Source organism: Sphingobacterium deserti (genome assembly GCF_000757725.1).
Taxonomy (GTDB): domain Bacteria; phylum Bacteroidota; class Bacteroidia; order Sphingobacteriales; family Sphingobacteriaceae; genus Sphingobacterium; species Sphingobacterium deserti.
Window position 1 is genome coordinate 30,892 of sequence record NZ_JJMU01000072.1, and the last position, 26,289, is coordinate 57,180.

At 41.7% G+C, this 26,289-nt stretch carries 21 protein-coding genes; 5 read left to right on the forward strand and 16 right to left on the reverse strand.

Annotated elements, in window-relative coordinates; genetic code table 11:
• Nucleotides 1-29 precede the first annotated feature (29 nt).
• Genes DI53_RS18870 through DI53_RS18890 form a run of 5 tightly spaced genes read right to left on the reverse strand, consistent with a single transcriptional unit; the run spans nucleotide 30 to nucleotide 6,895 of the window.
• Complete coding sequence (locus DI53_RS18870) at nucleotides 30-608, reverse strand: chemotaxis protein CheB (RefSeq protein WP_037503571.1); 579 nt, start codon at nucleotides 606-608, stop codon at nucleotides 30-32.
• Nucleotides 609-613: 5 nt separating this feature from the next.
• Nucleotides 614-1,441, reverse strand: a complete 828-nt coding sequence (locus DI53_RS18875; RefSeq protein WP_037503574.1) for a CheR family methyltransferase — start codon at nucleotides 1,439-1,441, stop codon at nucleotides 614-616.
• On the reverse strand, nucleotides 1,442-1,834 hold the full coding sequence (locus DI53_RS18880; protein WP_037503577.1) for a response regulator: 393 nt from the start codon (nucleotides 1,832-1,834) through the stop codon (nucleotides 1,442-1,444).
• Nucleotides 1,824-5,423 (reverse strand): response regulator, encoded by a 3,600-nt coding sequence (locus DI53_RS18885; protein WP_037503580.1) that lies wholly within the window; start codon nucleotides 5,421-5,423, stop codon nucleotides 1,824-1,826. Before DI53_RS18885 ends, DI53_RS18880 begins: the two co-directional genes overlap by 11 nt.
• A 5-nt stretch (nucleotides 5,424-5,428) precedes the next feature.
• A complete protein-coding gene (locus tag DI53_RS18890; protein ID WP_037503582.1) occupies nucleotides 5,429-6,895 on the reverse strand; it encodes an ATP-binding response regulator in 1,467 nt (488 codons plus the stop codon).
• A gap of 718 nt (nucleotides 6,896-7,613) precedes the next feature.
• On the opposite strand from DI53_RS18890, the gene DI53_RS18895 reads away from it, so the two are divergent.
• Nucleotides 7,614-8,060 (forward strand): nuclear transport factor 2 family protein, encoded by a 447-nt coding sequence (locus DI53_RS18895; RefSeq protein WP_037503584.1) that lies wholly within the window; start codon nucleotides 7,614-7,616, stop codon nucleotides 8,058-8,060.
• A 136-nt stretch (nucleotides 8,061-8,196) separates the two neighbouring features.
• On the opposite strand, the gene DI53_RS18900 is transcribed toward DI53_RS18895, so the two are convergent.
• The 3 genes from DI53_RS18900 to DI53_RS18910 all read right to left on the reverse strand — a co-directional run bounded on the left by DI53_RS18900 (nucleotide 8,197) and on the right by DI53_RS18910 (nucleotide 11,407).
• Nucleotides 8,197-8,625, reverse strand: a complete 429-nt coding sequence (locus DI53_RS18900; protein ID WP_037503587.1) for a cold-shock protein — start codon at nucleotides 8,623-8,625, stop codon at nucleotides 8,197-8,199.
• 253 nt (nucleotides 8,626-8,878) lie between these two features.
• A complete protein-coding gene (locus DI53_RS18905) occupies nucleotides 8,879-10,162 on the reverse strand; it encodes a Gfo/Idh/MocA family protein (protein WP_037503590.1) in 1,284 nt (427 codons plus the stop codon).
• A 27-nt stretch (nucleotides 10,163-10,189) separates the two neighbouring features.
• Complete coding sequence (locus DI53_RS18910) at nucleotides 10,190-11,407, reverse strand: Gfo/Idh/MocA family protein (RefSeq protein WP_037503593.1); 1,218 nt, start codon at nucleotides 11,405-11,407, stop codon at nucleotides 10,190-10,192.
• A 143-nt stretch (nucleotides 11,408-11,550) separates the two neighbouring features.
• On the opposite strand from DI53_RS18910, the gene DI53_RS18915 reads away from it, so the two are divergent.
• The 3 genes from DI53_RS18915 to DI53_RS18925 all read left to right on the forward strand — a co-directional run bounded on the left by DI53_RS18915 (nucleotide 11,551) and on the right by DI53_RS18925 (nucleotide 15,541).
• Nucleotides 11,551-12,114 (forward strand): helix-turn-helix domain-containing protein, encoded by a 564-nt coding sequence (locus DI53_RS18915; protein WP_037503596.1) that lies wholly within the window; start codon nucleotides 11,551-11,553, stop codon nucleotides 12,112-12,114.
• Between the two features lie 115 nt (nucleotides 12,115-12,229).
• Nucleotides 12,230-12,889, forward strand: coding sequence for a class I SAM-dependent methyltransferase (locus DI53_RS18920; protein WP_037503599.1), 660 nt, complete (start codon nucleotides 12,230-12,232; stop codon nucleotides 12,887-12,889).
• Between the two features lie 6 nt (nucleotides 12,890-12,895).
• Nucleotides 12,896-15,541 (forward strand): heavy metal translocating P-type ATPase, encoded by a 2,646-nt coding sequence (locus tag DI53_RS18925; protein ID WP_037503602.1) that lies wholly within the window; start codon nucleotides 12,896-12,898, stop codon nucleotides 15,539-15,541.
• A gap of 105 nt (nucleotides 15,542-15,646) precedes the next feature.
• Here the strand turns inward: DI53_RS18925 and DI53_RS18930 are convergent, their stop codons facing one another.
• From DI53_RS18930 to fbaA, 8 genes are all read right to left on the reverse strand, one after another.
• Nucleotides 15,647-17,941 carry a GH92 family glycosyl hydrolase gene (locus DI53_RS18930; RefSeq protein WP_037503605.1) on the reverse strand — a complete coding sequence of 765 codons (2,295 nt, stop codon included), beginning with the start codon at nucleotides 17,939-17,941 and terminating at the stop codon, nucleotides 15,647-15,649.
• A 76-nt stretch (nucleotides 17,942-18,017) separates the two neighbouring features.
• Nucleotides 18,018-18,983, reverse strand: a complete 966-nt coding sequence (locus DI53_RS18935) for an NAD(P)H-quinone oxidoreductase (RefSeq protein WP_037503608.1) — start codon at nucleotides 18,981-18,983, stop codon at nucleotides 18,018-18,020.
• Nucleotides 18,984-18,985: 2 nt separating this feature from the next.
• On the reverse strand, nucleotides 18,986-21,739 hold the full coding sequence (locus DI53_RS18940) for an outer membrane beta-barrel protein (protein ID WP_241462483.1): 2,754 nt from the start codon (nucleotides 21,737-21,739) through the stop codon (nucleotides 18,986-18,988).
• 155 nt (nucleotides 21,740-21,894) lie between these two features.
• Entirely contained in the window at nucleotides 21,895-22,422 is a 528-nt protein-coding gene (locus DI53_RS18945) for a ferritin (protein WP_037503611.1), read from the reverse strand.
• A 175-nt stretch (nucleotides 22,423-22,597) separates the two neighbouring features.
• Nucleotides 22,598-22,960 (reverse strand): hypothetical protein, encoded by a 363-nt coding sequence (locus DI53_RS18950; RefSeq protein WP_037503614.1) that lies wholly within the window; start codon nucleotides 22,958-22,960, stop codon nucleotides 22,598-22,600.
• A 102-nt stretch (nucleotides 22,961-23,062) separates the two neighbouring features.
• A complete protein-coding gene (hpf, locus tag DI53_RS18955) occupies nucleotides 23,063-23,407 on the reverse strand; it encodes a ribosome hibernation-promoting factor, HPF/YfiA family (protein WP_037503617.1) in 345 nt (114 codons plus the stop codon).
• Nucleotides 23,408-23,421: 14 nt separating this feature from the next.
• Entirely contained in the window at nucleotides 23,422-24,306 is an 885-nt protein-coding gene (locus DI53_RS18960; protein WP_338056465.1) for a tyrosine-type recombinase/integrase, read from the reverse strand.
• A gap of 159 nt (nucleotides 24,307-24,465) precedes the next feature.
• Entirely contained in the window at nucleotides 24,466-25,545 is a 1,080-nt protein-coding gene (fbaA, locus tag DI53_RS18965; RefSeq protein ID WP_037503620.1) for a class II fructose-bisphosphate aldolase, read from the reverse strand.
• 391 nt (nucleotides 25,546-25,936) lie between these two features.
• On the opposite strand from fbaA, the gene DI53_RS18970 reads away from it, so the two are divergent.
• A complete protein-coding gene (locus DI53_RS18970; protein ID WP_052072579.1) occupies nucleotides 25,937-26,287 on the forward strand; it encodes an ArsC family reductase in 351 nt (116 codons plus the stop codon).
• Nucleotides 26,288-26,289 lie beyond the last annotated feature (2 nt).

The following is a 26,289-nucleotide window of genomic DNA, read 5'->3' on the forward strand; positions in this document are numbered from 1 at the left end:
TCAAGTGGTTCCTTCGCGGAAGCTATATATTAATATAAATTATTTATCAGTTGCCCAAATTCTTCGGGTTTTAAAATTGCATCCACCTTCGTTTGTAAGATAGCCTGCCGCGGCATATACTCGACTTCAGCAGTTGCTGGATCCTGTACAAAAATGAGCCCGCCTTCAGATTTCACATACCTTAATCCCTCTACGCCGTCAGCGTTTGCGCCAGACAACAATATGGTAGCTAAGTTTTTTTTAAATATTTGAGCTGCCGACTGGAACGATACATCAATAGATGGCCGGGAATAGTTCAACTTCTCCGAACAATCCAGCGAGACTAACTCCTTATTTTCAAACAATAGATGGTAATCGGGCGGTGCTAGATAAACGGTGTTTTTGGATAAGCTCATTTTATCGCCCGCTTCTAGCAAGTTTAGTTTTGTATAATTTTTTAAAAGCAGATCTAAAACAGAATCCGGATCTGGCTTCCTATGCAAAACAATAACAACCGGAAATGGAAGATCAATACGTAGTTCTGGCAGAAGTTGCAGGAGCACTTTTAGGCTTCCGGCTGAACCACCAATAACTAATAACTCTATTTTTCTTCCTGTAAAATCTAACATAGGCACTATTGCATATTTTTACGCCAAATTTTTTCACCTTCGAACTGCTTATATCTGTTTTCCAGATTAGAAAAACGAATAGTCTCTTTCGATCCTAAAGCTAAAAAGCCCAAGTTATCCAAGCTTTCATCAAATAGCCTAAACACATGATTTTGTAATTCCTTGTCGAAATAGATCAACACATTTCTACAGATCACCAATTGAAATTCATTGAAAGAACTGTCCGACACCAAGTTATGGGTGGAAAAGATAATTCTTTCGCTCAACTCTTTATCGAACTTAGCCATATCGTAGTTGGCCATATAGTAAGAGGAGAAGTCTTCCTTGCCGCCAGAGACAATATAATTTTCGGAATACTGTTTCATTTGAGCGATCGGAAAGATGCCTTTGCTTGCCTTTTCAAGCACACCTGGGTTGATATCCGTTGCGTAGATAAGTGACCGTCTGTAGAGATTGGCTTCTTTCAACAAAATGGCCATAGAGTATGCTTCTTCCCCGGTCGAGCATCCTGCGAGCCATATGCGGATAAATGGGTAGGTACCTAATTGTGGGAGCACCTTCTCACGCAACGCTTTGAAAAACGTAGGATCACGAAACATCTCCGTTACGTTGACCGTAATTTCTTCAACAAAGCGTTGTAAATATTCTGGATGGTTTAGTAGCCTATAACGAAGCTCGGCAAAACTGGTAAACTTGTCGATCAGGCAAATACGGTTCACACGTCGCTTAAGCGACGCCTTGCTGTACTGCGTAAAGTCATACCCGTATTTGGAAAATACATCGATCAACAGTATTTCCAGTTCCTCGTCTTTAATCACATTTGGTTCTAGCATCTAACACACCTCTTCAATAATTGCAACTAATTTATCAATATCTACAGGTTTAGCAATATAATCCCTTGCTCCAGCTTTTATACATTTCTCACGGTCCCCAGCCATGGCCTGTGCGGTGACTGCGATAACAGGCAAGTCCGCATAATCTGAATCTGCTTTTAACAGTCGAATTGCCTCGTAACCATCAATCTCCGGCATCATCATATCCATCAAGACCACGCGAATATTTCCATCTCCCTTTATCAACGACAGGCCTTCCTTCACAGATGATGCCGCAATTGCGGCATAGCCGCGTGATTTTAACGCCAAGCGCAATGCAAAGATGTTACGCCCATCGTCATCTATTATTAACACTAACTTCTCCATTTCAGTTGCACCAAGGTTAATTCTCATACAACCAAACGCGTAATAAGGATAGTAGCTGATCCGTATCTACCGGTTTGGATATATAATCAGAAGCTCCAGCCAAGATACAACGTTCGCGATCTCCGGTCATTGCTTTGGCCGTAACCGCCATAATCGGTAAGCGTGCATATTGAGGGATACTACGTATCAATTTGATTGTTTCATAGCCATCCATCTCAGGCATCATCATATCCATAAGTACAATCGAAACCTCCGGATTGTTTTGCAATTGTGTCAATGCATCCTTGCCGTCTATTGCGGAAATCACGTTCATTTGGTATTTCTCCAGCGCTTTGGTCAACGAGAATATATTCCGCACGTCATCATCAGCAATCAAAACTGTTTTGCCATTTAAAACTTCATTCAGCGAACCTAATTTACTCGTAGACCGTTTAACGGGCTCGGTATTTTTTTCTTCGACAAGGTGTAAGAAAAGACCAACTTCGTCTAGGATACGCTGGTAAGAATGCGCTGTTTTGATGACAATTGAATCTGCATATTGTTTGATACGAAGTTCTTCAGCTTGAGAAAGGTTTTTACCCGTAAATATAATGATGGGAAGATTTTCCAAGCCCTCGTTTTTCTTGATAGCCTCCAAGGTTTCGTATCCTGTTTTGTCGGGAACCCCCATATCGAGGATCACACAGTTCACATCTTCTGACGATAGTGCCTTGACACTGTCGTCAACGTTGTCTTTGATTTCCGCCGATATATCAAAACTACTCAGAAAATAAGATAAGGCCATAGCATGCTTAGGATTCTCCTCCACAATCAATACCTTCTTCGGGTGAATGCTTAGGGCATGTTCAATCCGCTGGAACATACTTCCAATTTGCTCCAAAGCGATAGGCTTATTTATAAAGTCTATTGCGCCTTTCAACAAGCTCTCCTTTTTAACTTGCATTGATGACATAATATGCACCGGAATATGGCGAGTCGCAGGATTTCCTTTGATCTCATCCATAACCTGCCAACCATCTTTTACAGGTAACTGAATATCCAACAACACGGCGAGTGGTTTATACTTTAACACCGCATCAGCCGCTAGGTCGCCACGAACGATGACGATACCCTTATAGTTTTGCTGCCGCGTATACCGCAGCAATGCTTTAGCAAAATTGGTATCATCTTCAACTATCAGTATGACACGATCCCCGGCAACAATACTGTGCCGATCATCATCCACATCATCCGGAATCTCTTCAATAGCAAAATTCCCTTCAGAATCTTCGAGTAGATTATTAATCTCTTCGATATCTGAAGCAATGATATCAATCAATTCATCAGAAGCCGGCTTAACAGCTTTGGAGCTTTTCTTCTTAGGCACGATGAATGTAAACGTACTACCTTCGTCTTCTTTGCTTCTTAAACGTATCTCCCCGCCTAATAACCTTGCTATCTCACGGCTTATTGAAAGACCTAATCCTGTACCGCCAAATTTCCTCCGTGTAGAGCCATCGGCCTGTTGAAACGCTTCAAAAATCACCAGTTGCTTGTCGGCCGCTATACCTATCCCGGTGTCGGTCACCGCAAACTCTATAAAACTTGGATCTTTTTCGTAGTCCTGAATAGTGAGGATAACGCTGCCTTTGTTCGTGAATTTAATCGCATTTGACAAAAGATTGCGCAAAACTTGATCCAAACGCAGCCTGTCCGTTTCCATCTGCAGATCCGCTTTCGGATCTAAGTCAATGGAAAATTTAAGGGATTTCTCATTGACCAGCGGAGTGAATAAATTTCGCAATTCGCGGACAACATCGTTTAGATTTACAGGCTGATATTCAAGTTCCATCTTTCCAGCCTCAATCTTAGAAAGATCTAATATTTCATCAATGAGACTCAGCAAACTGGTTCCGGAACTTTGTATAACCTTCGCAGATTCCACCTGTTCTTCGTTTAAGTTTTCCTCTGTATTTTCAGACATGAGTCTAGAAAGCAATAAGATGGAATTTAACGGTGTGCGTAACTCATGCGACATATTTGCTAAGAATTCCGACTTGTACTTTGTACTTAGTGCCAGCTCTTCTGCTTTATGTTGTATTTCAATATTGCGTTCTGCAATGAGTTGGTTCTTTTCTTCCAGCAATTTAGATCGTTCTTCCAATTCCTGATTGGATTGCAACAACTCTTCCTGCTGAACCCTCAACTCTTCTTCGGATGCCTGTAGCTTTTGGGTTTGCGCCTCAAGCTCCGTATTTAAGTTTTCCAATTCCCCGTGCTGCGTTTGCAATTCTTCGGCCTGTGCTTGCGTTTCTTCTAAAAGGGTCTGCACCTGCCTGCGACTTCTTGCCGCAAAAATAGCCAGTGCTACATTATTCGCCGCCTCTTTCAAGAAGTCGATTTGAACTTTTTCAATACTTTCCGTAGATCCCAATTCAATAACACCAATGCAGCGCCTCTCTAACATGATAGGCAATAGCAGTATACTACTTACTGGTAATACGCCATTCGCAAAGCTGACCATATATTCACGATTTGCCCCGAGATCAGCAAAGACCTTTTCTTTTTCATCCACAAAAACTTGCCCAACCATACCTTCTCCAGGAGCGTAAAACATCTTCATGTTATCTTCAAGTCCATAGGCGCCCTGTAACACGAGCCCCTCACCTTCGAAAGTATACAAGGCTCCATTTGTACAACCTGCATACGTCACAAGATGATGCAAAACATCCTTTGCAATAAGCTCTTGACTTTTGTTCCCCATCAGACTTTCATTCAACATTGCCAAACCTGATTGTCTCCACTCATTATGGTTCAGACGGTCAAAAGAAGTTTTTAACGACTCCATCATATTATTAAGCGACACAGCAAGGCTACCTAAATCGTCTTGTTCGTCATCTTCAACTTGCGTGGAATAATCGCCGTGGGCAATTTTGTAAGCAATACGCTGTATGACGTTCAATCGCCGTGATATCTGTTCATCTTTATCCCGTAGCGAGTTTTGTAACTCCTCTCTTTTTTTGAAATCTTCGCGGATCCTTAGGTAAAAAACTACCGTAATGATCAGGGAAATAAGCGCTGCGATAATAATGAATATTGCTGTATAGCTGGATGATACATCAAGTGCGCTGCGGCGGCTGTTCAGGAGCAATTCTTCATGTTGGATAAAACGGCTAATGGTGCTTCTACAGCTATCCATATATCGCTTTCCTTCTTCCAGCTGCCTAATGGTTACATCTTCCCCTACACGCTTTCTAGAAACTAAATCTTTTAATATTTGCGTGCGTGAATCGATAACTGATGTCAGCGTATCTAATCTACTCACTTGAAGATCGCTATCGTAGGTCAGCTTTCGTGCGCTCTCTAAAGACTTGGGCAGCGATTCCAAGCTTTGCGTATACGGTTCAAGAAATATCTCGCGACCCGTTAATTGGAAACCACGCTGACCGGTTTCCGCATTCTGAAGATCACTAAGTATATTATTTGCAGCAGCGATTGTTCTGCGGGTTTGGTCAACGCGTTCTCGGTTTCCGACTTGCTGCCTTATACTGATATACGATGCTGTTGAACTCGCTAATAGTATCACGAGTGAGATTCCGAAACCGACCTGTAGGTTTCGTAAAAATTTTCTAGGCATAGCGGTTAATTTAGTGGTATGGTAAAATAAAACGTAGATCCTTTTCCAACTTCACTTTCTAATCCAAAAGTTCCATGGTGCTGACGGATGATCTCTGAGCAGATATAGAGCCCGATACCCAATCCCTGAAATTTCACAGATGATTCTTCGACGCGATAAAACTTATTGAAGATGTCTTTCTGCTTGTGCGGCGGAATGCCAATCCCAAAATCTTGCACCTCGACTCTGAGGGCTGCAGATTCATTGTTTGTTTTGATAATTATGCGCTCGCTGTTTGGCGAATACTTAATAGCATTTGTTAGATAATTAATAATGACTTGCTCAATTCGGATTTCGTCGCCCACGACGGATATGTCTAGACAGTCTCCAACTCGATCAATACGAGGACACTTTTCATGGGTATGACAAATCGTGTCTATCACATTCGTTAGAAGATCTTCAAAATTGAACGGATGCATATTCATTTTAAGCTTACCATTTTCAATTTTCGATATGTCTAATAAATCTGTTATCAAGCTATTAAGCTTCGACACTTGTACTTGAACTTTATCTACGTATTTATTCGCTGGATGCTCTTCATCATGCGAAACGGTTCTACCTAGCAATTGGGTATACGCTTTAATGCTGGTCAAAGGCGTCTTTAACTCATGGCTGGCGATGCTCAGAAATTCATCTTTCTTTTTTTCTACCTGCTTCCTGTCTTCGATATCAGTAAATGTGCCCACCCATCTGGTTACTTTTCCTTGTTCCTTTATAGGGATAACACGAAGGAGGTGCGATCTAAAACTATCCGCATCAATTTCTTTAATGCGAACTTCCATTTCTAGCGAGCTGTGTGTCATCATGGAAAGCAGCCACGCGTCGCGAATGGACTTGTCATCAGCGGCCGTTTCCGGAAATATGGCGGAATTGTTGGAATACCGAAACCATTTATTGTTCACGAAGTCTATCCGTCCTTCGTGGTTTGCGGTAAAAGCGATTTGCGGTAAAGATTCCAATATAAGATGCAGATAGTCCACCCGCTCTTTCAATGCGGTCTGCGCCTGCTTCCGACTTTCAATTTCACTACGTAAAATTCGCTGCGTTTCATTCAACGCAAGGGTTTGCTCGTAAAGGCGATAAAATGTTTTCACCTTCAACATCAAAATATCGGGATCTACAGGCTTCGTAACATAATCTATACCTCCGGAAGCATATCCCTTGGTGATAAATTTTTTGTCCGTATTCACGGCCGAAAGGAATATTATTGGGATGTCCTTTGTCTTGCTGAAACCAGAGAGTGTCTCCGCAACCTCAAAACCATCAATGCCCGGCATCTGTACATCAAGTATTATTAACGCATAATCGTTACGCAACACCTTCTTTAAGGCCTCCTCGCCTGATAATGCTGTATCCACCGGAAAATCTTTAGACTCTAAAAGCTTTTTTAGAGAGTATATATTTTCAGGCTTGTCATCGACTATTAGAATCATCTAAGCTATATTATCTTAAAGTACTTTTGCAGATGTAATGTTACCATCCGAAAAAGCGTTTATTTTTCATCGTTCTCATAAACATGTATACTGCTAATAAGTACATAGGAACAGTAGAGGTTTCGTTATTTAGCACGCCTTCCAACATCAAAAACTAATCCAAACTATCCTATTTTTCTGGTTAGTAAAGTTAACTAATAATCTTCTAAAACCCTATTATAGCAGGGCGGCAGCAAATATCGCCTTCGTTTCCTCACAGCTAAAAATCAGACGCCGTTTTTTATACTTGAATATGAGCTTATTCCGCACGGGGCAATAGACTCATAGACTGTTGCCATTGCTCTTTCGTGCAAAACTTTTATGGCTTAGCAACGTTATTAAAGCGTTTTAGCGTGTATAGTCAACCCGCCTTCCTGAGCATTTCAAGTATTTACTCCCTCTCATCACGTATTTCCCCTTCGTTTGACACGTCTATTAAATCTGGTAAACCCTGTTTAACTATACCAAAATTGCTACAGAAATCCATCGTAGACGAGATGTAATCCGATACCTTTAGCGCAACTAGTTAGATTTTTCCAGCTGATCAAGCTTTTTCTCCATTACAGTGTTATAGAATATGGAGCCCGTCTAGGTGCTAAGCTTTTTTTTTGCGCTGCTTTTATTGGATAAATGCGTGTCATTTATTACTTTCGGTCAATATAAACTTAAAAACCTACTCATGTTAAAGAAAAATTTGGCCACCTTAATTACGTTATCGCTTGTTAGCATATGTACATTATCGAGCTACGCCCAACAAACTTCGAAAGCTACCGTAGAAGCTTCCGTCGAAAAGCTTAAAGATGCTATGCTTAAACCGGACGAAGCGGTCTTGAATGACTTAGCAGCTGAAGAATTAACATACGGTCATTCGAGCGGAAAGATAGAAACCAAAAAAGAATTTATCCATGCATTTTTATCCGGAGCTTCGGTGTTCAAAACAATTGAGTTGTCGGATCAAAAGATCTCCATATTAAAAAACACGGCTATAGTCCGCCATATACTGACTGCGGAGACAGACGATCCTGGCAAAGGTGTTGCCAATATAAAATTAGGCATTGTTCTTACGTGGGTAAAAGTGGGTCAATCGTGGAAGTTATTAGCACGCCAAGCATACCGGGTTTCGTAAACATTTTACAAGGTATACCTGTACTGCATGATCTGCGTTTCAGGAAGTAAAGCCTATGAACACGCTATAGCTAAGGCGGAAAATAAAAAAGCGGCACATATATAATATGAGCCGCCCTATATGAAATATTAAACAATTATACGTTTACAGACACTTCGGAAATTTGATTTCCCTGTTTCGTGCGAACAGATTTATATTTAACTTTTTGATTAAGCTGCAACACCTTACCTGCCAATAAATCATTGAAATATACAGTTTGGCTCGTAAGATTATCGCGAATGAAGCCGTAGCGTCCTTGTTCATTATAGTATGATACCTTTCCGTACTGATACTCGTCCAACTCTACTGGTCGTAAGAGATCTGTCTCTTTGAATTCATACTTTTTCTCTGGCGGCGTATTCGATATATTACCGAATTCATCGACATAGGCAAACATATCTTCTAAAGACTTGCCTTTGTCATTTTCCAACTTATGCATTTCGCGTCGCTCTTGCTTATGCTGCTTCTTAAGCTGTTGTTTCTTTACTCGTTCTTTTTTGTTAAATGTAATCTGGCTTTTTCCCATGCAGTGCTTTAAATATTAAATAATTTATTGTTGTTTTCCCAGGTACGGTAATTCCAATACTCAAATGGAGCAAGGAAGCTTCTGTATAGTGAGGTGTGATACAAATATAAGACAAATTAACTAATTTTCCAAGCCTTTCATCCGCATGGGCAGATATGACACTGCTGCTACACTCCGATTTCAAGACTTTGCAAATCGCGCTATCGCTGACTTTATGATTCTTAAATTCGCTTCTTACCGTGCTCGTTTTCCGCTACCCCTCTGGTAATTTGTAGCCGTTTTGATAGGTTGCCGCCAGGAATTTATTGGCTTCAGGATCATCGAATTTTCGCTTATCACTATCCCAAAACAGCTTTTTCTTAGTCCGATAGGCAATGTTACCCATTTGGGAAAAAATCGCTATATGTGCTCCCGCTTCTACCGGTGCATGCAAATGTTTTTTATCGTTTTTCCGAATAGCCTCTACGAAATTTTCCATGTGCTTGTCTAACCCACTATCCACAGATTTTTGAAGCGGTACCGCTTCCATCCGTCCTTTTTCCGGTATTACCTCCCAACCCTGCCGATTGAGCACTAACGTTCCATTATTCCCGATAAAAGCTACGCCGTGATTTCTTTCGTAAGGTCCCAAATCAATTCCATTTGCATGTTCCCATTGAATATTAAAATCATCAAACTCAAAGACAGTAGTTAAAGTATCTGGCGTTTCCGCGGCATCGTCTGGATATGCAAATTTACCACCAGCAGCCATGATTGATTTTGGATTAGACACGTTCATGCCCATTAATGCGTAGTCAAGCATGTGTACGCCCCAGTCTGTCATTAAACCACCGGCATAATCCCAAAACCAGCGGAATTCAAAATGAAAGCGGTTAGGGTTAAAGGGGCGCTTTTTTGCAGGCCCCAACCATTTATCGTAATGTACACCCGCCGGAACACTTACATCGGGCTTTACGGGAATGCTTTTCATCCAACCTTGATAAGCCCATGCTTTCACTAATCTAATCTTGCCTAGCTTACCACTTTGCACATAAGCAATAGCATCTTTAAAATGTTGCTGACTGCGTTGCCATTGGCCTACCTGAACCATTTTATCGTGTTTTGCAGCAGCAGCGGTCATCACCTCACATTCCTTGATAGAATTTCCAAGTGGCTTTTCCACGTAAACATGCTTGCCCGCTTTCACCGCTTCCACCATCTGTAGGCAATGCCAATGATCGGGCGTCGCTACAATAACCGCATCTATGGCATCGTTTTTTAATACTTCATTGTAGTCTATAAATCGCTTAACGGTTATTTTTCTTTCGGCTAATTCTTTGATGCGCTTATCAAGCACACGTTCGTCTACATCACATAGTGCCGTACAGACTACACCGGGGACTTTTAAAATAGCGTTCAAATTGGACCAGCCCATACCGTTTACCCCAATAAGGGCAACGCGTAAAGGTTTTGAAGGTTGTGAAAAAGCTTGCGCTTTTAGCAAGAAGCTGGAGGCGGCGAGGAAGGATGCCTGGCGAATAAAGTCTTTTCTTTTCATATCGCTAATGGAATTTTGTAGTGTGTATTAGATGACTGGAAGGTGATAGCCGTTTTGATAGCGCGCTGCTAGATATGCATTCGCATCTTTTTGAACGAAATGACTGTCGCGCTCACTCCAGATTAACCTGTCTCCCGTCCGGTAGGCTATATTTCCCATGTGCGACAACTTAGCAATATGGGCAGCATCTTCCAGTGGAGCCAGTATAAGCGAAGGATCTCTTTGCCTTACTGCGGTGATAAAATTTTCCATGTGTAGATCTAGACCAGAATCTACCCTTTTTTGAAGAGAAACCGCTTCCATCTTCCCTTTTTCGGGGATGACCTCCCAACCGCCCCTATCCAACACCAGTGTACCCAGATCGCCGATAAAGGCGATCCCATGTTCTCGGTTGTAGGGACCATTACTAATGCTCGTCGCATGTTCCCAAATAATGTTGAAACCGTCAAATTCATACACGGTGGTTAAGGTGTCGGGCGTATCACCAGCATCATCCGGATAGGCAAATTTACCGCCGGTAGCCATAATAGACCTAGGGCTATGCACTTGCATTCCAAGTAATGCGTAATCCAAGAGATGTACGCCCCAATCAGTCATTAATCCGCCCGCGTAATCCCAGTACCAACGAAAGTCGTAATGAAATCGATTAGGATTAAACGTATGCCGCTCCGCAGGTCCCTGCCATAACAAGTAATCTACGCCCTCGGGCACATTGGTATCAGGCTTCTCTTCCACTCGTTTCTTCCAACCTAAATAAGCCCAAGCCTTCACCGTTCTAATTTTACCCAACTTGCCACTATGCACGAAAGAGACGGCATCTTGAAAATGTTTCTGGCTGCGTTGCCACTGCCCTACCTGAACAATCCGTTTGTACTTCTTATTAGCATTTACCACGGCCTCGCATTCGGCAATGGAGTTTGCCAACGGCTTTTCTACATAAATATCTTTACCCGCGGCCATCGCATCCACCGCTTGAAGGCAGTGCCAATGATCAGGCGTTGCAATTATTACTACATCAACATTTTTATCAAGAAGTAGTTGCGTGTAATCTTTATAAACGGTGGGTTTAATACCCATAGCATCCAATTCTGCACCTCTACTGCTTAATACAGCGTCGTCGATATCACAAATTGCCGTGCATTTCACAGCATCAATTTTTAAGATCGCTTGCAGGTTATTCCAACCCATTCCTTTTATTCCGATTGCGCCGACACGTACCGCAGAAGAGAATTTATTAAAAGCCATTTATGTACGGTTTACAAATTAGTGTAACCAAGATAGCAAACTTTATAATAATAGCCCCTGTAAACTGCAAGTTAATATCGACATTGTTACAAGACGTTTTTCTTGCATATTTTTCGTAGATTTCGCCTACATCAAAGTAGTAAATGAAATTCTTTATTAAAAATATGGTCTGTGCGCGCTGCAAGATGGTTGTTGAGACGGCTTTTCAAGAAGCGGGCTTAAAAGTCGTGAACGTGGAGTTGGGTTCGGTGCAAGTCGCTGATCAAGACGTGGCAACCGAGCAGCTAGAAGGCCTCGAACAACAACTAGAATCACTAGGATTTAGTTTACTAACCGACAGCCGATTAAAAGATATAGAAAGTATAAAAACCTGTATAATAGCGCTGGTGCATTCCAGCAATAATGCATTGGAACAAACCTTATCCGTGTACTTGTCAAATCGCCTTCATAAAGATTATGCAACATTAAGCACTATTTTTAGTCAACATGAACCCTATACTATCGAAAAATACTTTATCAGGCAGAAGATAGAGCGTGTAAAGGAACTACTTAGCTATGATGAGCTCAACTTAAAAGAGATCGCTTACAGATTAAATTACAGTAGCGTGGCGCACCTCAGTAGCCAGTTTAAAAAGGTGACCGGGTATACACCTTCCGCTTTCAAAAAAACAGCAAAAGATCTCCGGCAAAATCTCGATCAGCTTTGACCGTAAGCTGTGCACAGCAGAGCTGGATCTCGAATTATATAAAACATAGCAAAAAAAATATAAGCCGCTGTTCATTCGAATTATTGAACTTTGTTTTTTAGCAAAGAAAGAACATATGGCAACAATAGATGAGCTGAAAAGATTAGCTGCACAGCTAGCCCATCCCAGCGGCGAAGAAGGTTTACGCTTAGCCCAAATGATGGAAGAAACCAACTATGGCATGACCAAACAGGCATGGCATGCGCTATCCGTGCAACCTGGACAACATGTGCTAGAACTGGGACACGGCAATGCGAGCCACGTAACACCATTTTTAGCTGCAAACAGCAACGTACACTATTCTGGTTTGGAAATCTCAACAAGCATGCATCAACTAGCTATGCAGGTAAACCAAGCATCTATAGTATCCGGAAGAGCAGATTTTCGGCTTTATGACGGGCAGGAATTTCCCTACCCTCTCGCTTCATTTTCCTGTATTTTCGCTGTAAATACCATTTACTTTATAGATGACCCCGCAACTTTCACAACCAAGCTAAGCGGTTTATTAGCCAAGAACGGCAAATTAGCTTTCACATTCGCCACTAAAAGCTTTATGGAAATGCTGCCTTTCACGGCCTATGGCTTTAATCTTTATGAACAGGAAGATGTTTTGCGCTTTGCCGATCCGGATGTGCTTACCCTTCATTCAATCATTCGCGATAAGGAGATGGTGTTAAGTAAAAATGGCGATGAAGTTGAACGCGAATTTGTAACAATAGTGTGGAGTAAAATTTAGAACGCGATGAAAAATCAATATAAAATTTTAGGAATGACTTGTAGTGGCTGCCAAAACCTTGTTCAGCAGCGGCTTAATGATTTAGACGGTGTTGAAGCCGTAGTGAGTTTGGAAAAGGGACTGGTTGATATAGAAACCTCTAAAGAGTATGCATTGGAAGATTTCCAAAATCAATTGGACTCCCTAGGGCATTATGAAATTGTACCCTTAGGTTCCGATAAGAAGATTAAAGCACCGTCGCTTGCCGAATCGGAGAGCGGCACATATGTTTGTCCAATGTTCTGCGAAGGAGATGATCAAACCTATGATGAGCAAGGAAGGTGCCCTGTTTGTCATATGTTTTTGGTGCCTGTAGAAACAATAGATCGGCAAACACATAGGCCAATGGGACATGAACCTTCGATCAAGCATGATGCTTCCCATGCCGGAAAATTTTATTGTCCGATGCATTGTGAGGGCGACAAAGTGTATGATGAGTTCGGATCATGTCCAGTATGCGGAATGAACTTGGAGAAAATTCCAGACATGACATTACAGGTCGAATACGTATGTCCGATGCATCCCGAAGTTGTTCAAGATCACCCAGGAAGTTGCCCGATATGCGGAATGGATCTTGTTGCAAAGCACATCGAGGAAACTAGCGATCCAGTATACCACGCATTGCAGCGGAAATTTTGGATTAGTGTCGGATGCACCGTGCCAGTTTTTCTCCTAGCCATGGGAGATATGCTGCCTGGCGCGCCCGTTAGCAGATTGATTCCTGTACATACTAACGGCTGGATGCAGTTGATGTTTACACTGCCAATCGTCTGTTATACCTGCTGGATGTTTTTTGAACGTGCCTGGATATCATTCAAAACTTGGCGTTTGAATATGTTCAGCTTGATAGGCTTAGGTGCAGGAGCCGCCTTTGTTTATAGCGTAATAGTGCTCCTTTTTCCAAATGTATTGGGACATGGGAACGGGAGTATGCAGCACGTACCGCTATATTTTGAATCAGTTTGCGTTATCCTGACCTTAGTGCTGCTAGGACAGCTTATGGAAGCAAAGGCGCATGCCAAAACCAGTTCTGCTATTAAAGAGCTAATTCGATTGGCACCTGCCGAGGCGATTTTAATTGAAGGTAGCGAACAGAGGAAAATTCCGGTCTCCGATATAAAGGTCGGCAACCTGCTTCAGGTTCGTCCGGGCGATAAAATCCCTATTGATGGCGAAATTATTGAAGGAACGAGCAGCGTTGATGAGTCTATGATCACGGGCGAACCTATTCATGTAGAAAAGACAATAGGTGATAACGTAATTGGAGGGACGATAAATGGAAATCATAGCTTTCAAATGAAGGCCAGCCACGTGGGAAACTCCACCGTATTATCGCAAATTATTCAGCTCGTTAATGAGGCTAGCCGTAGCCAGGCTCCGATCCAAAAGCTCACCGACAAGGTATCGCGCATCTTTGTACCTATCGTCATCGCTATAGCCATTGGCACATTATTGATTTGGTCGATGATCGGTGCAGAACCAGATTACGCGTTTGCATTTAATAATATGCTTGCCGTATTGATTGTCGCCTGTCCGTGCGCTTTGGGATTAGCAACACCTATGTCTGTAATGGTTGCCGTAGGCAAAGGGGCTAAAACTGGGATTTTGTTTAAAAATGCGTCGACATTTGAACTACTTAAAAAGGTTGACACATTGATCGTAGATAAAACGGGCACGGTGACGGAGGGCAAACCGAAAGTGAGCGCGGTGAAGTCTACTGCCCCTCAACAATTCACGACAGATGATATTTTGCAGATAGCGGCATCCGTTAATAAAGTGAGCTCACACCCGTTGGCACAGGCGATCGTTAATCATGCACAGGAAAAATCACTGTCTTTGCTGGATGTGACGGCTTTCGAAAATTTAACTGGAAAAGGTGTCTCCGGAAAAATATTTCACATGCACGTATTGCTAGGTACGCGCAAATTAATGGAAGAGAATGAAGTAAACTTATCCGACGCTGCCCAAGAACGTCTTATTGAATTGCAGGAACAAGGCAATAGCATATCATTGCTGGCCATAGACGGGGAAGTCGCGGGCATTGTCGCGATAAGCGACGAAATAAAAGCGAGTAGTAAAGAAGCGATCGCCCGGATACAAGAACAGGGTATTGACATACAGATGTTCACAGGGGATAATGAGAATACAGCGAAAATTGTTGCTAAACAAGCCGGTATAGCGAGTTTCAAAGCAAATATGCTTCCGGCAGATAAATTGAACGAGCTGAAAAAATTACAAAACCAGGGACACGTTGTGGCGATGGCCGGCGATGGTATCAACGATGCACCAGCACTTACGCAGGCGGATGTTGGTATCGCCATGGGAACAGGAAGCGACATTGCCATTCATAGCGCGGAGGTTACGCTGGTCAAAGGCGATTTGAAAGGGGTAACAAAAGCGATTGCGCTCAGCCATAAGATGATTAGCAATGTAAAGCAAAATTTAGCTTTCGCCTTTTTATATAATGTTATCGGGATTCCGATTGCGGCAGGTTTACTATTCATGCCCTTCGGCATATTGATGTCACCCATGTTGGCGGCGGCTGCGATGAGCTTAAGTTCTGTATCCGTTATTCTAAATTCATTACGTCTGAACGCAGCGTCATTAGACTAAACGAAAAAAAGGCGGCACTGCTGCAGTACACACTAACCATAAAAAGTCTAACAACTCTTTCGATTTATGCGTACTTAGCAATGCCGCCCTCCTACTATGACTCAATTATTTATCGTCCTTACTAAGGGAGAATGGCAAATCTGCTTTGTTCACACCTCTGTTTTTATTCGGTTCCGAACGCATATCGAAATTAAGCGTAGCTCCTTTTAGTAACTCACTGTGCTTTACAAAATTTTTCGTATGATTTTTACCGTTCCATTTTAGGTTGTGGACATACCTATTCTCCACGGAATTGTTTTGCGCATTTATCGTGACCTTCTTGCCATTAGCTAAATTTAAGGTAGCTTTTTTGAAAAGTGGGGCTCCTAACACATATTCATCTGTTGCCGGCGTTACCGGATAGAAGCCTAATGCCGAAAAGACGTACCAAGCGGATGTTTGTCCATTATCTTCATCACCGCAGTAACCATCCGGATTCGGTGAATACATCCTTTTCATAGTTTCTCTTACCCAATACTGCGCTTTCCATGGAGCACCCACATGGTTATACAAATAAATCATGTGTTGGATAGGCTGATTGCCATGCGCATACTGCCCCATGTTGGCAACCTGCATTTCCCGTATCTCATGAATTGGAAAACCATAATACGAATCATCAAAAATAGGCGGCAGACTAAACACGGAATCCAACTTAATTTCCATAGCCTGGTGTCCACCCATCAGTTTAGCCAAGCCTTCCACATCTTGAAAGACAGACCAGGTATAGTGCCAGCTGTTACCCTCGGTAAAGGCATCACCCCATTTAAATGGATTGAAAGGAGATTGGAATTGACCGTCCTTGTTTTTGCCTCGCATAAGTCCCGTAGCTGGATCAAAAAGCTTCTCGTAGTTGTATGAACGTTGTTTGTAGCGCGTAATATCCTCTGTAGACTTGTTCAGCGATTTTGCTAACTGGTAAATCGCAAAATCATCATACGCATATTCTAATGTGCGTGCAGCGTTCTCATTGATATCCACATCATAAGGAACATAACCCAAGCTGGTGTAATATGACGCGCCTGCTCGACCGACGGCTGGCAGCGGCCCGGCATGGTTAGCACCGTGTATTACGGCTTCATACAATGTCTCTATATCTTTGGAACGGATTCCTTTTACCCATGCGTCAGCTACCACTGAGGCGGAGTTGTTTCCCACCATGACACTCCGCAATCCAGGGCTTGCCCATTCAGGCAGCCACCCGCTTTCCCTATAAGCATTCGCCAAGCCATCCTGCATCTTTTCGCTAATTTCAGGATACATCAGATTTAAGAATGGAAATAAGCTACGAAAAGTATCCCAAAAGCCGGTATCAGTAAACATATAGCCGGGTAATACTTTTCCGTTGTAAGGGGAGTAATGCACCACCTGTCCGTTTGCGTCAATTTCGTAAAACATGCGCGGAAACAGTAATGATCTATAAAGGCAGGAGTAGAATGTGCGCATGTCATCAATTGAACCGCCCTCTATCTCGATCTTCTTCAATTCGTTATTCCACTGCTCCTCACCAGTAGCAACGCGCTGATCAAACGTGCTTCCATCTAGTTCTTTTAGATTGATCGCAGCCTGTTCCTTCGATATAAAAGAAGATGCTACTTTCATCAACACCTGATCGCCGGCATTGGCTATTTGAAATCCAACCAAGGCGCCCACGTGGTCTGCTTTGACCAAGTATCGACCATCCGTAAGAACAGAGTCTGCAAACGTGGCGATATTCGCGAACGGACGATCAAATTCCAGTACAAAATAATTTTTAAAGTTATCAGGCACACCTCCGCTATTTTTGGTTGAATAGCCTATTATACGTTGCTCCTTTGGAAGAACCTCTACATAAGAACCCTTATCAAATGCATCGAGTAATACATAAGCATCGTTTGTTTTCGGAAATGTAAATCTGAAAAACGCGGCGCGTTCTGTAGGTGTTATCTCGGTTTTAACGTCGTAGTCTGCTAGGTAAACAGAATAATAGTGTGGTTTAGCAACCTCTGCTTTGTGCGAGAAATAACTTGCTCGCTCCTCCTGATCGAACGATTTTTTTCCGACCATAGGCATCACGGAAAACTGCCCGTAGTCATTCATCCAAGGCGACGGCTGATGTGTTTGTTTAAAACCACGCAGTTTTTCTGCGGTGTACATATACATCCATCCATCGCCCATTTTGCCGGTTTGCGGACTCCAAAAGTTCATACCCCAAGGCATCGCTATCGCCGGATAGGTATTTCCTGTAGATAAAAAATAAGTGGATTGCGTACCTACCAACGTACTTACCAGATCGATTGGTTTTTCAATCTTGTCGACCACTTGTGCTTGTGCCAGCAAAACGCTGCCGCTAAATAAAAGTGTCGCTAAAAATTTAAACTTCATAGAGCTATAGGCTTATTATATTTTTCTAAAAATACAAAATACTTTTAAAAAACCATAGCTAAAAGTATTTAGCAACCTATATAGTCAACACTAGTTTTCCAAGAAAATTTCCTGTTTCCATGAATTCATGTGCCGCGGCAGCATCTTCCAACTTAAATTCCCTATACACCTGCGGTTTAAATGACGCTCCAATCAATGGCCAAACAAACGCCCCTATTTCTCTGGTCAGCTGTGCCTTAAATGTTACATCACGTGCCCGCAGCGTGCTTCCCGTGATTACAATACGCTTCTGCATCACTTTCATCAAATCAACAGCGACATTTTTACCGTTTACCGCATTAATGTATACCAATCTTCCGTCGGGCATCAGCAGGTCGATATTCTTTTCGAAGTAATCGCCACCGATACTGTCCAATACAACGTTTACTTTCTGATCTCTTAAAATACTCAGAAAATCCTGCCGCTTGTAGTCTACGACGATGTCTGCGCCTAAACTCTTACAATAGGCACATTTATCGGAGTTGCCTGCGGTAGTCGACACAAACGCTCCGCTTGCTTTTGCTAGCTGTATGGCTGTACTTCCTATACCTCCTGAACCACCATGAACCAAAAGATGCTCCCCTTGCTTTAACCCTCCGCGTCTAAATACGTTATCATAGACCGTATAGATAGTCTCTGGAAGCGCCGCCGCCTCCGCAAAACTGAGTCCCGACGGTATCGGAAGACATACATCTGCATCGGCCAGCACCAGTTCAGCATATCCCCCACCTGGAATCAGAGCACATACCTTATCGCCTATTTCCCAGCGTGTCACTGCGCTACCTAACGCGACGATAACCCCGGAAACCTCTAGGCCCGGAATATCGACAGACGCGCCGGGCGGCGCAGGGTAATATCCTTTACGCTGTAAAACATCAGGCCGGTTTATTCCTGCGGCTCTGACCTCTATCAATACTTGATATTCACCAGCAGAAGGATCTTGTCGGGAAGCGATTTGTAACACGTCCGGTCCCCCAGCAGCCGTTATAATTATTGCATTCATGCTTACTTTTTCTTTGGGTATTTTTGAAGACGCATATTAAATGTGACCATAAAATAGCGCCCCAGTCTATTATTTCGTGCCTCGTACAAGTCGTTACCAATGTATTCGCTATAGGTGCCCATGTTTTTGTTTTGATCCAATAGATCGAAACCCTGAAACCGCAAAAGGCCTTGTTTATTAGGTAAGAATGAAACCTCAAGATAGGCGTTCAAAATCGTAGGGTTGTTATTCATGAAACTGCTTTCATATCCCGAATTAAATCGTTGGGAAACTTCCGCTCCCAAGGTTACGTAGTCACTGATATAACCTTTTGTAGCACCACTCATCAGCAGGCTGTGCGCTGTAATCTCATTGTTGTATGGCCACGTGTAACGCGCGTTATTTAAGAGGTAACTTGTATTGAAAAGCGACTCAAAGTAATCGCTCCAGGTATAGCGCACTTGCACGGATTGGGAATAGATGAACTGTTGTGTTTTGTTGCGTTCTTCGTTTATAAATGATATGTTATTATAGTAATCTGTATTCCCTACCAAATCTAGTTGCAGGCTTTCGTTAAACAAAGGAGTGTTGAATAGGAAATACCATTTTAAGTCGTAGTAACCGTCTGCATTTCGAAAGGTCGTTTGTTGGATAGTCGATGTGTTAAGCGCGGTTTTATCAGACACAATTTTATTTAAAACCTTATTAAATGCAAAGTTAGTCTCAAAATACTGGCTACGTTTTGTGATAAACTTCCGTAAGGTAGTATTGATCCGATTGGAAAATTCAGCCTTTAGCTCAGGATTCCCCACGACAATGTTTTGTGAATTACTGTTATCCCTTATCGGGATGATGTGCAAAAAGTTAGGCTGATTATTTTTTCCAACATAATCCACACTCCAATCTAACTCGTCATTGATCCGCCATTTGAAACCAGCGCTAGGAACAAGATTTACATTATCATATTTATAGTACATGTCTTCCCGAGGGAGATAGCCATTTAAAGTAAGTGGTTGCACTGCAAACCCAATATTAGAACGAAACGTTTTATTGGGAATGTATTGATAATTCAGTCCTACACGACTACTTTGAAATCGGTAATCATAACTAACACCAAGTGAATCGACATAGAAAAACTGGTCAAACTCCGCCGTTTTGAGTTTGTCCTCGACACGCCTCACAGCGGTCATATCCGTTAGTTCATAATCGTAAAACAGCTCCATAAAGCTGGATTCAGTGAAAGGCTCTACAAAGGATACAGAGGCTTTCACACCGTCGGTTCCACTAGTTTGCTGTATGTAGTAATGTTGATCAAACTTAGTAAGTCGCGGAGGAGCCTGTGAGGAATCCACCGTGGAATAGGCATCTACGACATCTTCGAGCCGTCTTTGGCTGTTAAAGTTTAAGGTCAGATTTGCAACGAGCTTTCTCCCCGGCTTTTTAAACGATCGGGCGTAAAGCATATTCACATCCAAATTTGGATTTTTTTGGTTTGATGTATCTCGATAAACGCCATCATTCGTGATACGATTATTCGTGATAAGGCGCTCCCGAAGATTTCCAAAGTAAACACTATTATAGGAAAAAACTGGCTTGATCTCTAAAATATCATTATTCTTAAAGCGGTGCTTAAACTCCGCTGTAAGCCGGTGAAAATAGTCATCACTCATCGTTCTGTATGATTCCTCGTTTGATATTTTATTCATTTCGTAGTCCGACCGTAAAAATGAATTTCCCGTTGTTACATTTCGTTTATTCGCGAAGCTGTAGCTCGTGCTCAAGACAGTGTTTTCTGCTAAATTGTCGGAAAAGTTGAAGCCCAATGAATTTATATTATTCAAACCATCTGTCGGGTCTACAAAATCATTGGCGTCAAATAATGATTTCTCCCGCTCGCCGACCCCACTAGGAGAACCAAAAGAAAACAGACTTGTATTAGTGTTGTTTATTGAGCCTATGACGGAGAATTCCTGCCCATCGTTAAACCTATTCACACCGACGCTCCCTATATAACGGTCGCTCGTCCCCACTCCAGCAGTTAGCTGTCCAAAAGTTATCTGTTTACTATCTTCGTTTAGAACAATGTTGATTACTTTCTCCGGATCTTCGGTCCTTATTCCGCGTTCGGTCGCATAATCGCCGAAATAGTTAATCACTTGTATTTTCTTCACGAAATTTGCTGGCAGGTTCTTTGTGGCCGTAGCTACGTCTCCGCCAAAAAACTTCTTGCCATCCACCATGACAGATGAGACCCGCTTACCTTGTGCGTAGACTGTACCGTCCCGCGACACCTGAATACCGGGCAACTGCTTTAATGCCTCCTCAAGTAAAGAATGTGGCCGAAATTTAAATGCATCCATATTATATTGTATGGTATCGTCGCCATACACCACCGGAATTACTTTAACAACGGATATACCTTCGATCAGCGAATTTTGTGGGGTAAGTTTCACATTCGGAATAACTATAAAAGAGCTGGATTCACTATTCGACAACGTTTTAGTAACAATTTGATGCCCGAGCATACTGTAGGAAATTCTGATTTGATCGCCCCCTACATTTTTGAACTGATAAAGGCCATACTGATCACTGGTAGTAAGTAAGGTATCTGACGAACTTGTCAACCTAATGTTGACACCTCTTAAACCTACCGAAGCAGTGTCCAGAACAATTCCACGAATTTGTTTACTTGCGGATTGGGCATGCACGTCGAGCAATCCCGATGTACAGGACAACAGCATTATGATCAAAAACGTGATACACCTATTACTATTCACAAAAACTGCTCGTTTGCTCGATTGAGATCAATATACAAAAAAAATGAAATTCAGTAAAAGTTTCTACTATAACGTCCCATATTCATTTTCCGTATAAATAAAATCGGGTTATTTCTACAGAAATAACCCGATTTTAAGACTAAGCGTTGTATAGCTTATTCGCCGTCGAATGTCACCTTTACCAAGTGTCTATCAATTTCCCAACGACCAGTACCTTCTTCACCGATAACGTCAAAAAGTTCAAGAATACGACGAGCTACATACTCCTCTTCTACTTGTTCTTCCAAGAACCACTGTACAAAATTAAAGGTAACGTAGTCCTTCGCTTTCATACATCTGTCCGCGATGTTATTAAACTGCTCCGTTACGAACATCTCCTGCTCTAAAGTCTGTTCAAACACCCCGCGGAACGACTCGAAATCAGTTGGTATATTGGTGATCTCTGGCGATATCGCACGACCACCGCGGTTATTGATGTAATTGAACAACTTTAACATATGCTCGCGTTCTTCATTCGCTTGTTTCGCAAAAAAGGATGCAGAATTGTCAAATCCTTGATCATCACACCAAGAGGACATGGCTAGGTACAAAGCTGAAGAATGAGCCTCAACTTTTACCTGTGCATTCAATATATTTTCGATCTCTTCAGACAGTGAAGATTTTATTTTTAATAAGTCTTTCATATGATGTCTCTATTTATATTCCTTACTACTATAAACAATGATTTCCCTACATTGTTTGTACAAAGATAAAGTAGAAAATTTCGTTTCTCAACAAAAAAATGCAATACAAATTAAGTCTAAATTAGGAAGGATAAAACCTAAGCAGTTTAGAATCAGTACAATTAAAGGCTAATAGTTACTGTGCAAGAAGACAGTCTTTGCGAAGAATCTTTTTGACCTCGCTATTCAATTCGATCATAAATTTCGCGCCTGCGAGTATCTCACGCAAAGCCAAAACATCCTGCACAGACAATAGGAAACAACGTTCCGTACGAAATGGCATTACAATTTCAAAGTCTGATCTGCGGGATGCATCGTCTATCATAGAAGCAAGGTTGATCGCGTCGATACGCTTCTTAAAGGAAAAGAAGTCCGATATTCTGAAAGCCGTTGTGGTATGTTGAAATTCTAACCAATAACAGTTCTTTCTGCTGCATTGATAGACAGCACCGTTGGCTGTGGCGAAAATCTCTTCTACGTGGGCTAAAGGACAATTCATTTACTACTTTTCTTGATGCAACAAATATAATCCTTATTAATATTCAATCCAAATAAAAAAGCTGATTTTTCAATCAGCTTCTCTATTCATTTAAAAAATATGTTAAAACTCTTCACCTGCATCATTCAGCAACTCTTTATGGTTGCTGGCGGTCGTACGGGTTTTAGTTTTATGTTTATTAATCTGCCGTCTCAGGGATTCTACTACAGCATCCGTGGCCTCCTCGAAACTTTTCGCCTGTGCCTTTGCAAACAATTGACTTCCCGGTATATTTATTTTTAGTTCGACAACTTTATTCGACTCGTCATCAACATTTTCTATACGCAAATAACATACTCCTTCAATGATATTGTCCAGAAATTGTTCTAACTTGGATGTCTTCTTTTTAATAAATTCGACCAATTTTTGATCTGCATCAAACTTAATAGATTGCACAGTAATATTCATTTTTCCTCCTTTTTTTAAGCCTTTGGATGGGCTTGTTTATAAATAGATTTTAATCTTTCTACAGAATTGTGCGTGTAAACCTGTGTCGCAGCGAGGCCAGCATGCCCTAACAGTTCTTTAATGGCGTTTAAATCTGCTCCATTGTTCAAAAGAGCCGTGGCAAAAGTATGTCTGAGCACATGCGGGCTTTTTTTCTTTTGCGATGTTATCTGGCCTAGGTAGTGTTGCACGGTACGGTAAATCAAGTATCGACTCGCCGACTTTCCTTCTTTGTTAACGATTAATGAAGTGGAATTGTTTTCGAAATTCTGATCATATTTTAGCTTAAGATATCTTTTGATAAGCGCATCCAATGCCTGATGGATGGGAACGAAACGTTCTTTGCTTCGTTTTCCAAAAATTAAAATCTTCCGATTGTATGTATCCACATCCCGCTCCTGAATGGCAAGTAGCTCAGCAAGACGGATACCTGTGCCAAACAAAAGTTCCAAAACGAGATAATCTCTAATTTCTTCAAAATTAGCTTCCTGTTTAACGCCATCGCGCAACAAACTTACCATCTTCTCCTCTTCGACCACGACGGGCAATTTTCGCGCGGTCTTTAATGCATGGATAAGCGTTAACGGATTACGATCAGCGAGCCCTTCTCTGTTTAAAAATTTGTAAAAAGAACGTAATGACGAAATAGATCTATTGATGCTCGTTGCTTCTCTCCCCTTTTCTTTCATCTGCGCTAGATAATGTCGAAGAACGCGATGGTCTGCCTGTTCGAAATCGACGTCTTCGCTTTCCAAGAAAAGTAGGAAATTATCTATTTCCATAGCATACGCCGTAACCGTATGGGCGGAGTATCGCTTTTCAAACTTTAAAAAATTTAAAAACTTGTCCTTGTTCATCATTGATCTTCTTCAGTGATAAATATAGCAAAAGCGACGACATAAACAAATTTTATTTTATCAGCGATTGGTAAGGTTTACAGTAAATAATTGGAATAAAGATGAAATAAAGAAGCCCGATGAGTACATCGGGCCTGGTATATTTTACGAAGTCAATAGCGACTACAATTTGCTGTTTACATCTAAAGCGTTCAACTCGCTGAAAGCTTGTTTTAAACGTGTAACAAAAGCCTCCTCGCCTTTCCGCAACCATACGCGCGGATCGTAGAATTTCTTGTTTGGTGAATCGCTTCCTTCTGGATTTCCAATCTGTGCCTGTAAATAATCGTGATTTTTAGACTCATAAGCGCGAACACCGTCCCAGAATGCCCATTGCATATCCGTATCGATATTCATTTTAATAGCTCCATATGAAAGTGCTTCTGTTATCTCTTCCGCTGAAGAACCAGAACCGCCATGGAAAACAAAATTCACCGGCTTCTCCGCATCTAAATTGAATTTTTCACGGATAAACTGCTGCGAATTATTCAAGATAACGGGCTGTAGTTTTACATTCCCTGGTTTGTAAACACCATGAACATTACCAAAAGCGGCCGCAACAGTGAATTTATCAGATACTTTTGAAAGTTCTTCAAAAGCATAAGCTACTTCTTCCGGTTGGGTATACAATTTTGAACTATCTACATCAGAGTTATCGACACCGTCTTCCTCTCCACCAGTAACACCCAATTCAATCTCGACAGTCATACCTAGCGGCTTCATACGTTCCAAGTACTTGCTGGAAATTTCAATGTTTTCCTCTAATGGCTCTTCTGACAAATCTAACATATGTGAAGAAAATAAAGGCTTGCCATGTTGCGCAAAGAATTTCTCACCCGCATCCAATAAACCGTCTATCCAAGGCAACAATTTTTTGGCAGCGTGATCCGTATGAAGAATGACAGCTACACCATAATGCTCGGCAAGTAAGTGAACATGATGTGCAGCAGAAACCGCACCCAAAATGCAGGCTTGAAGCCCATCGTTGTTCAATGTTTTCCCTGCATAAAATTGTGCTCCACCATTGGAAAGCTGAATAATAACAGGTGAATTAACCGCTTTTGCCGTTTCCAAAACTGCGTTGATCGAGTTTGTACCGATGACGTTCACCGCAGGTAACGCAAACTTATGTGTTTTAGCAATCTCGAAAAGCTCTTGAACTTGATCTCCTGTCAAAACACCTTTAAAATCTTTTAGGCTCATATGTTTTGTCTTTTTTTATTATGTGCGACTAAAGGTAAGTAATTTTGGAATACAGCACAAGGCTTAGTGTAAAAAATACACGCAACGAAAATATTTGGCTCCTCGTCTGCTTTCTGTCAGCCTGGGCAACTTCATTAGATGGTATCAAACGCTTTAAATAAACAGGAATATATTTTAGTGGAGAAATGTATCTCAATTTTTACCTTTTTGCACATTTTTTAGTTTTCATAGTGAAAACCCTGATGTACTCGTATCCGAGAATGCCCAATTCGCAGCGTTAACAATTCATTAACGCCATTTGCAACAAAATATGTGGTTAAAACGATAGCCGGCTGACTGCTTTTTTAAATATATTAATATCTTTATCGGATTAAACTAACAAGAAATTAAAATGGCATTGCATATTTATGGTATTAAGAACTGCAATACAGTAAAAAAAGCGTTAAACTGGCTTGAAGAGCATAAGTTGGATTATGTTTTCCATGATTATAAAAAAGAGCCTGCAACATTGGAAAAATTGGAGGAATGGGAAAACATTACGCCTTGGGAATCGTTGCTAAACAAAAAAGGAACGACGTGGCGAAAGCTGAGTTCGGAAGAGCAAGCTAGGGCAATTGATGCAAGAGGCGCAAACGTTTTGCTGCTAGAAAATAATAGCATGATCAAAAGACCTTTAATTGAAGCGGGAGCCGACATTGTCCTTGGTTTTGATGAAGCAGAATACGATAGAAAATTTAAATAACA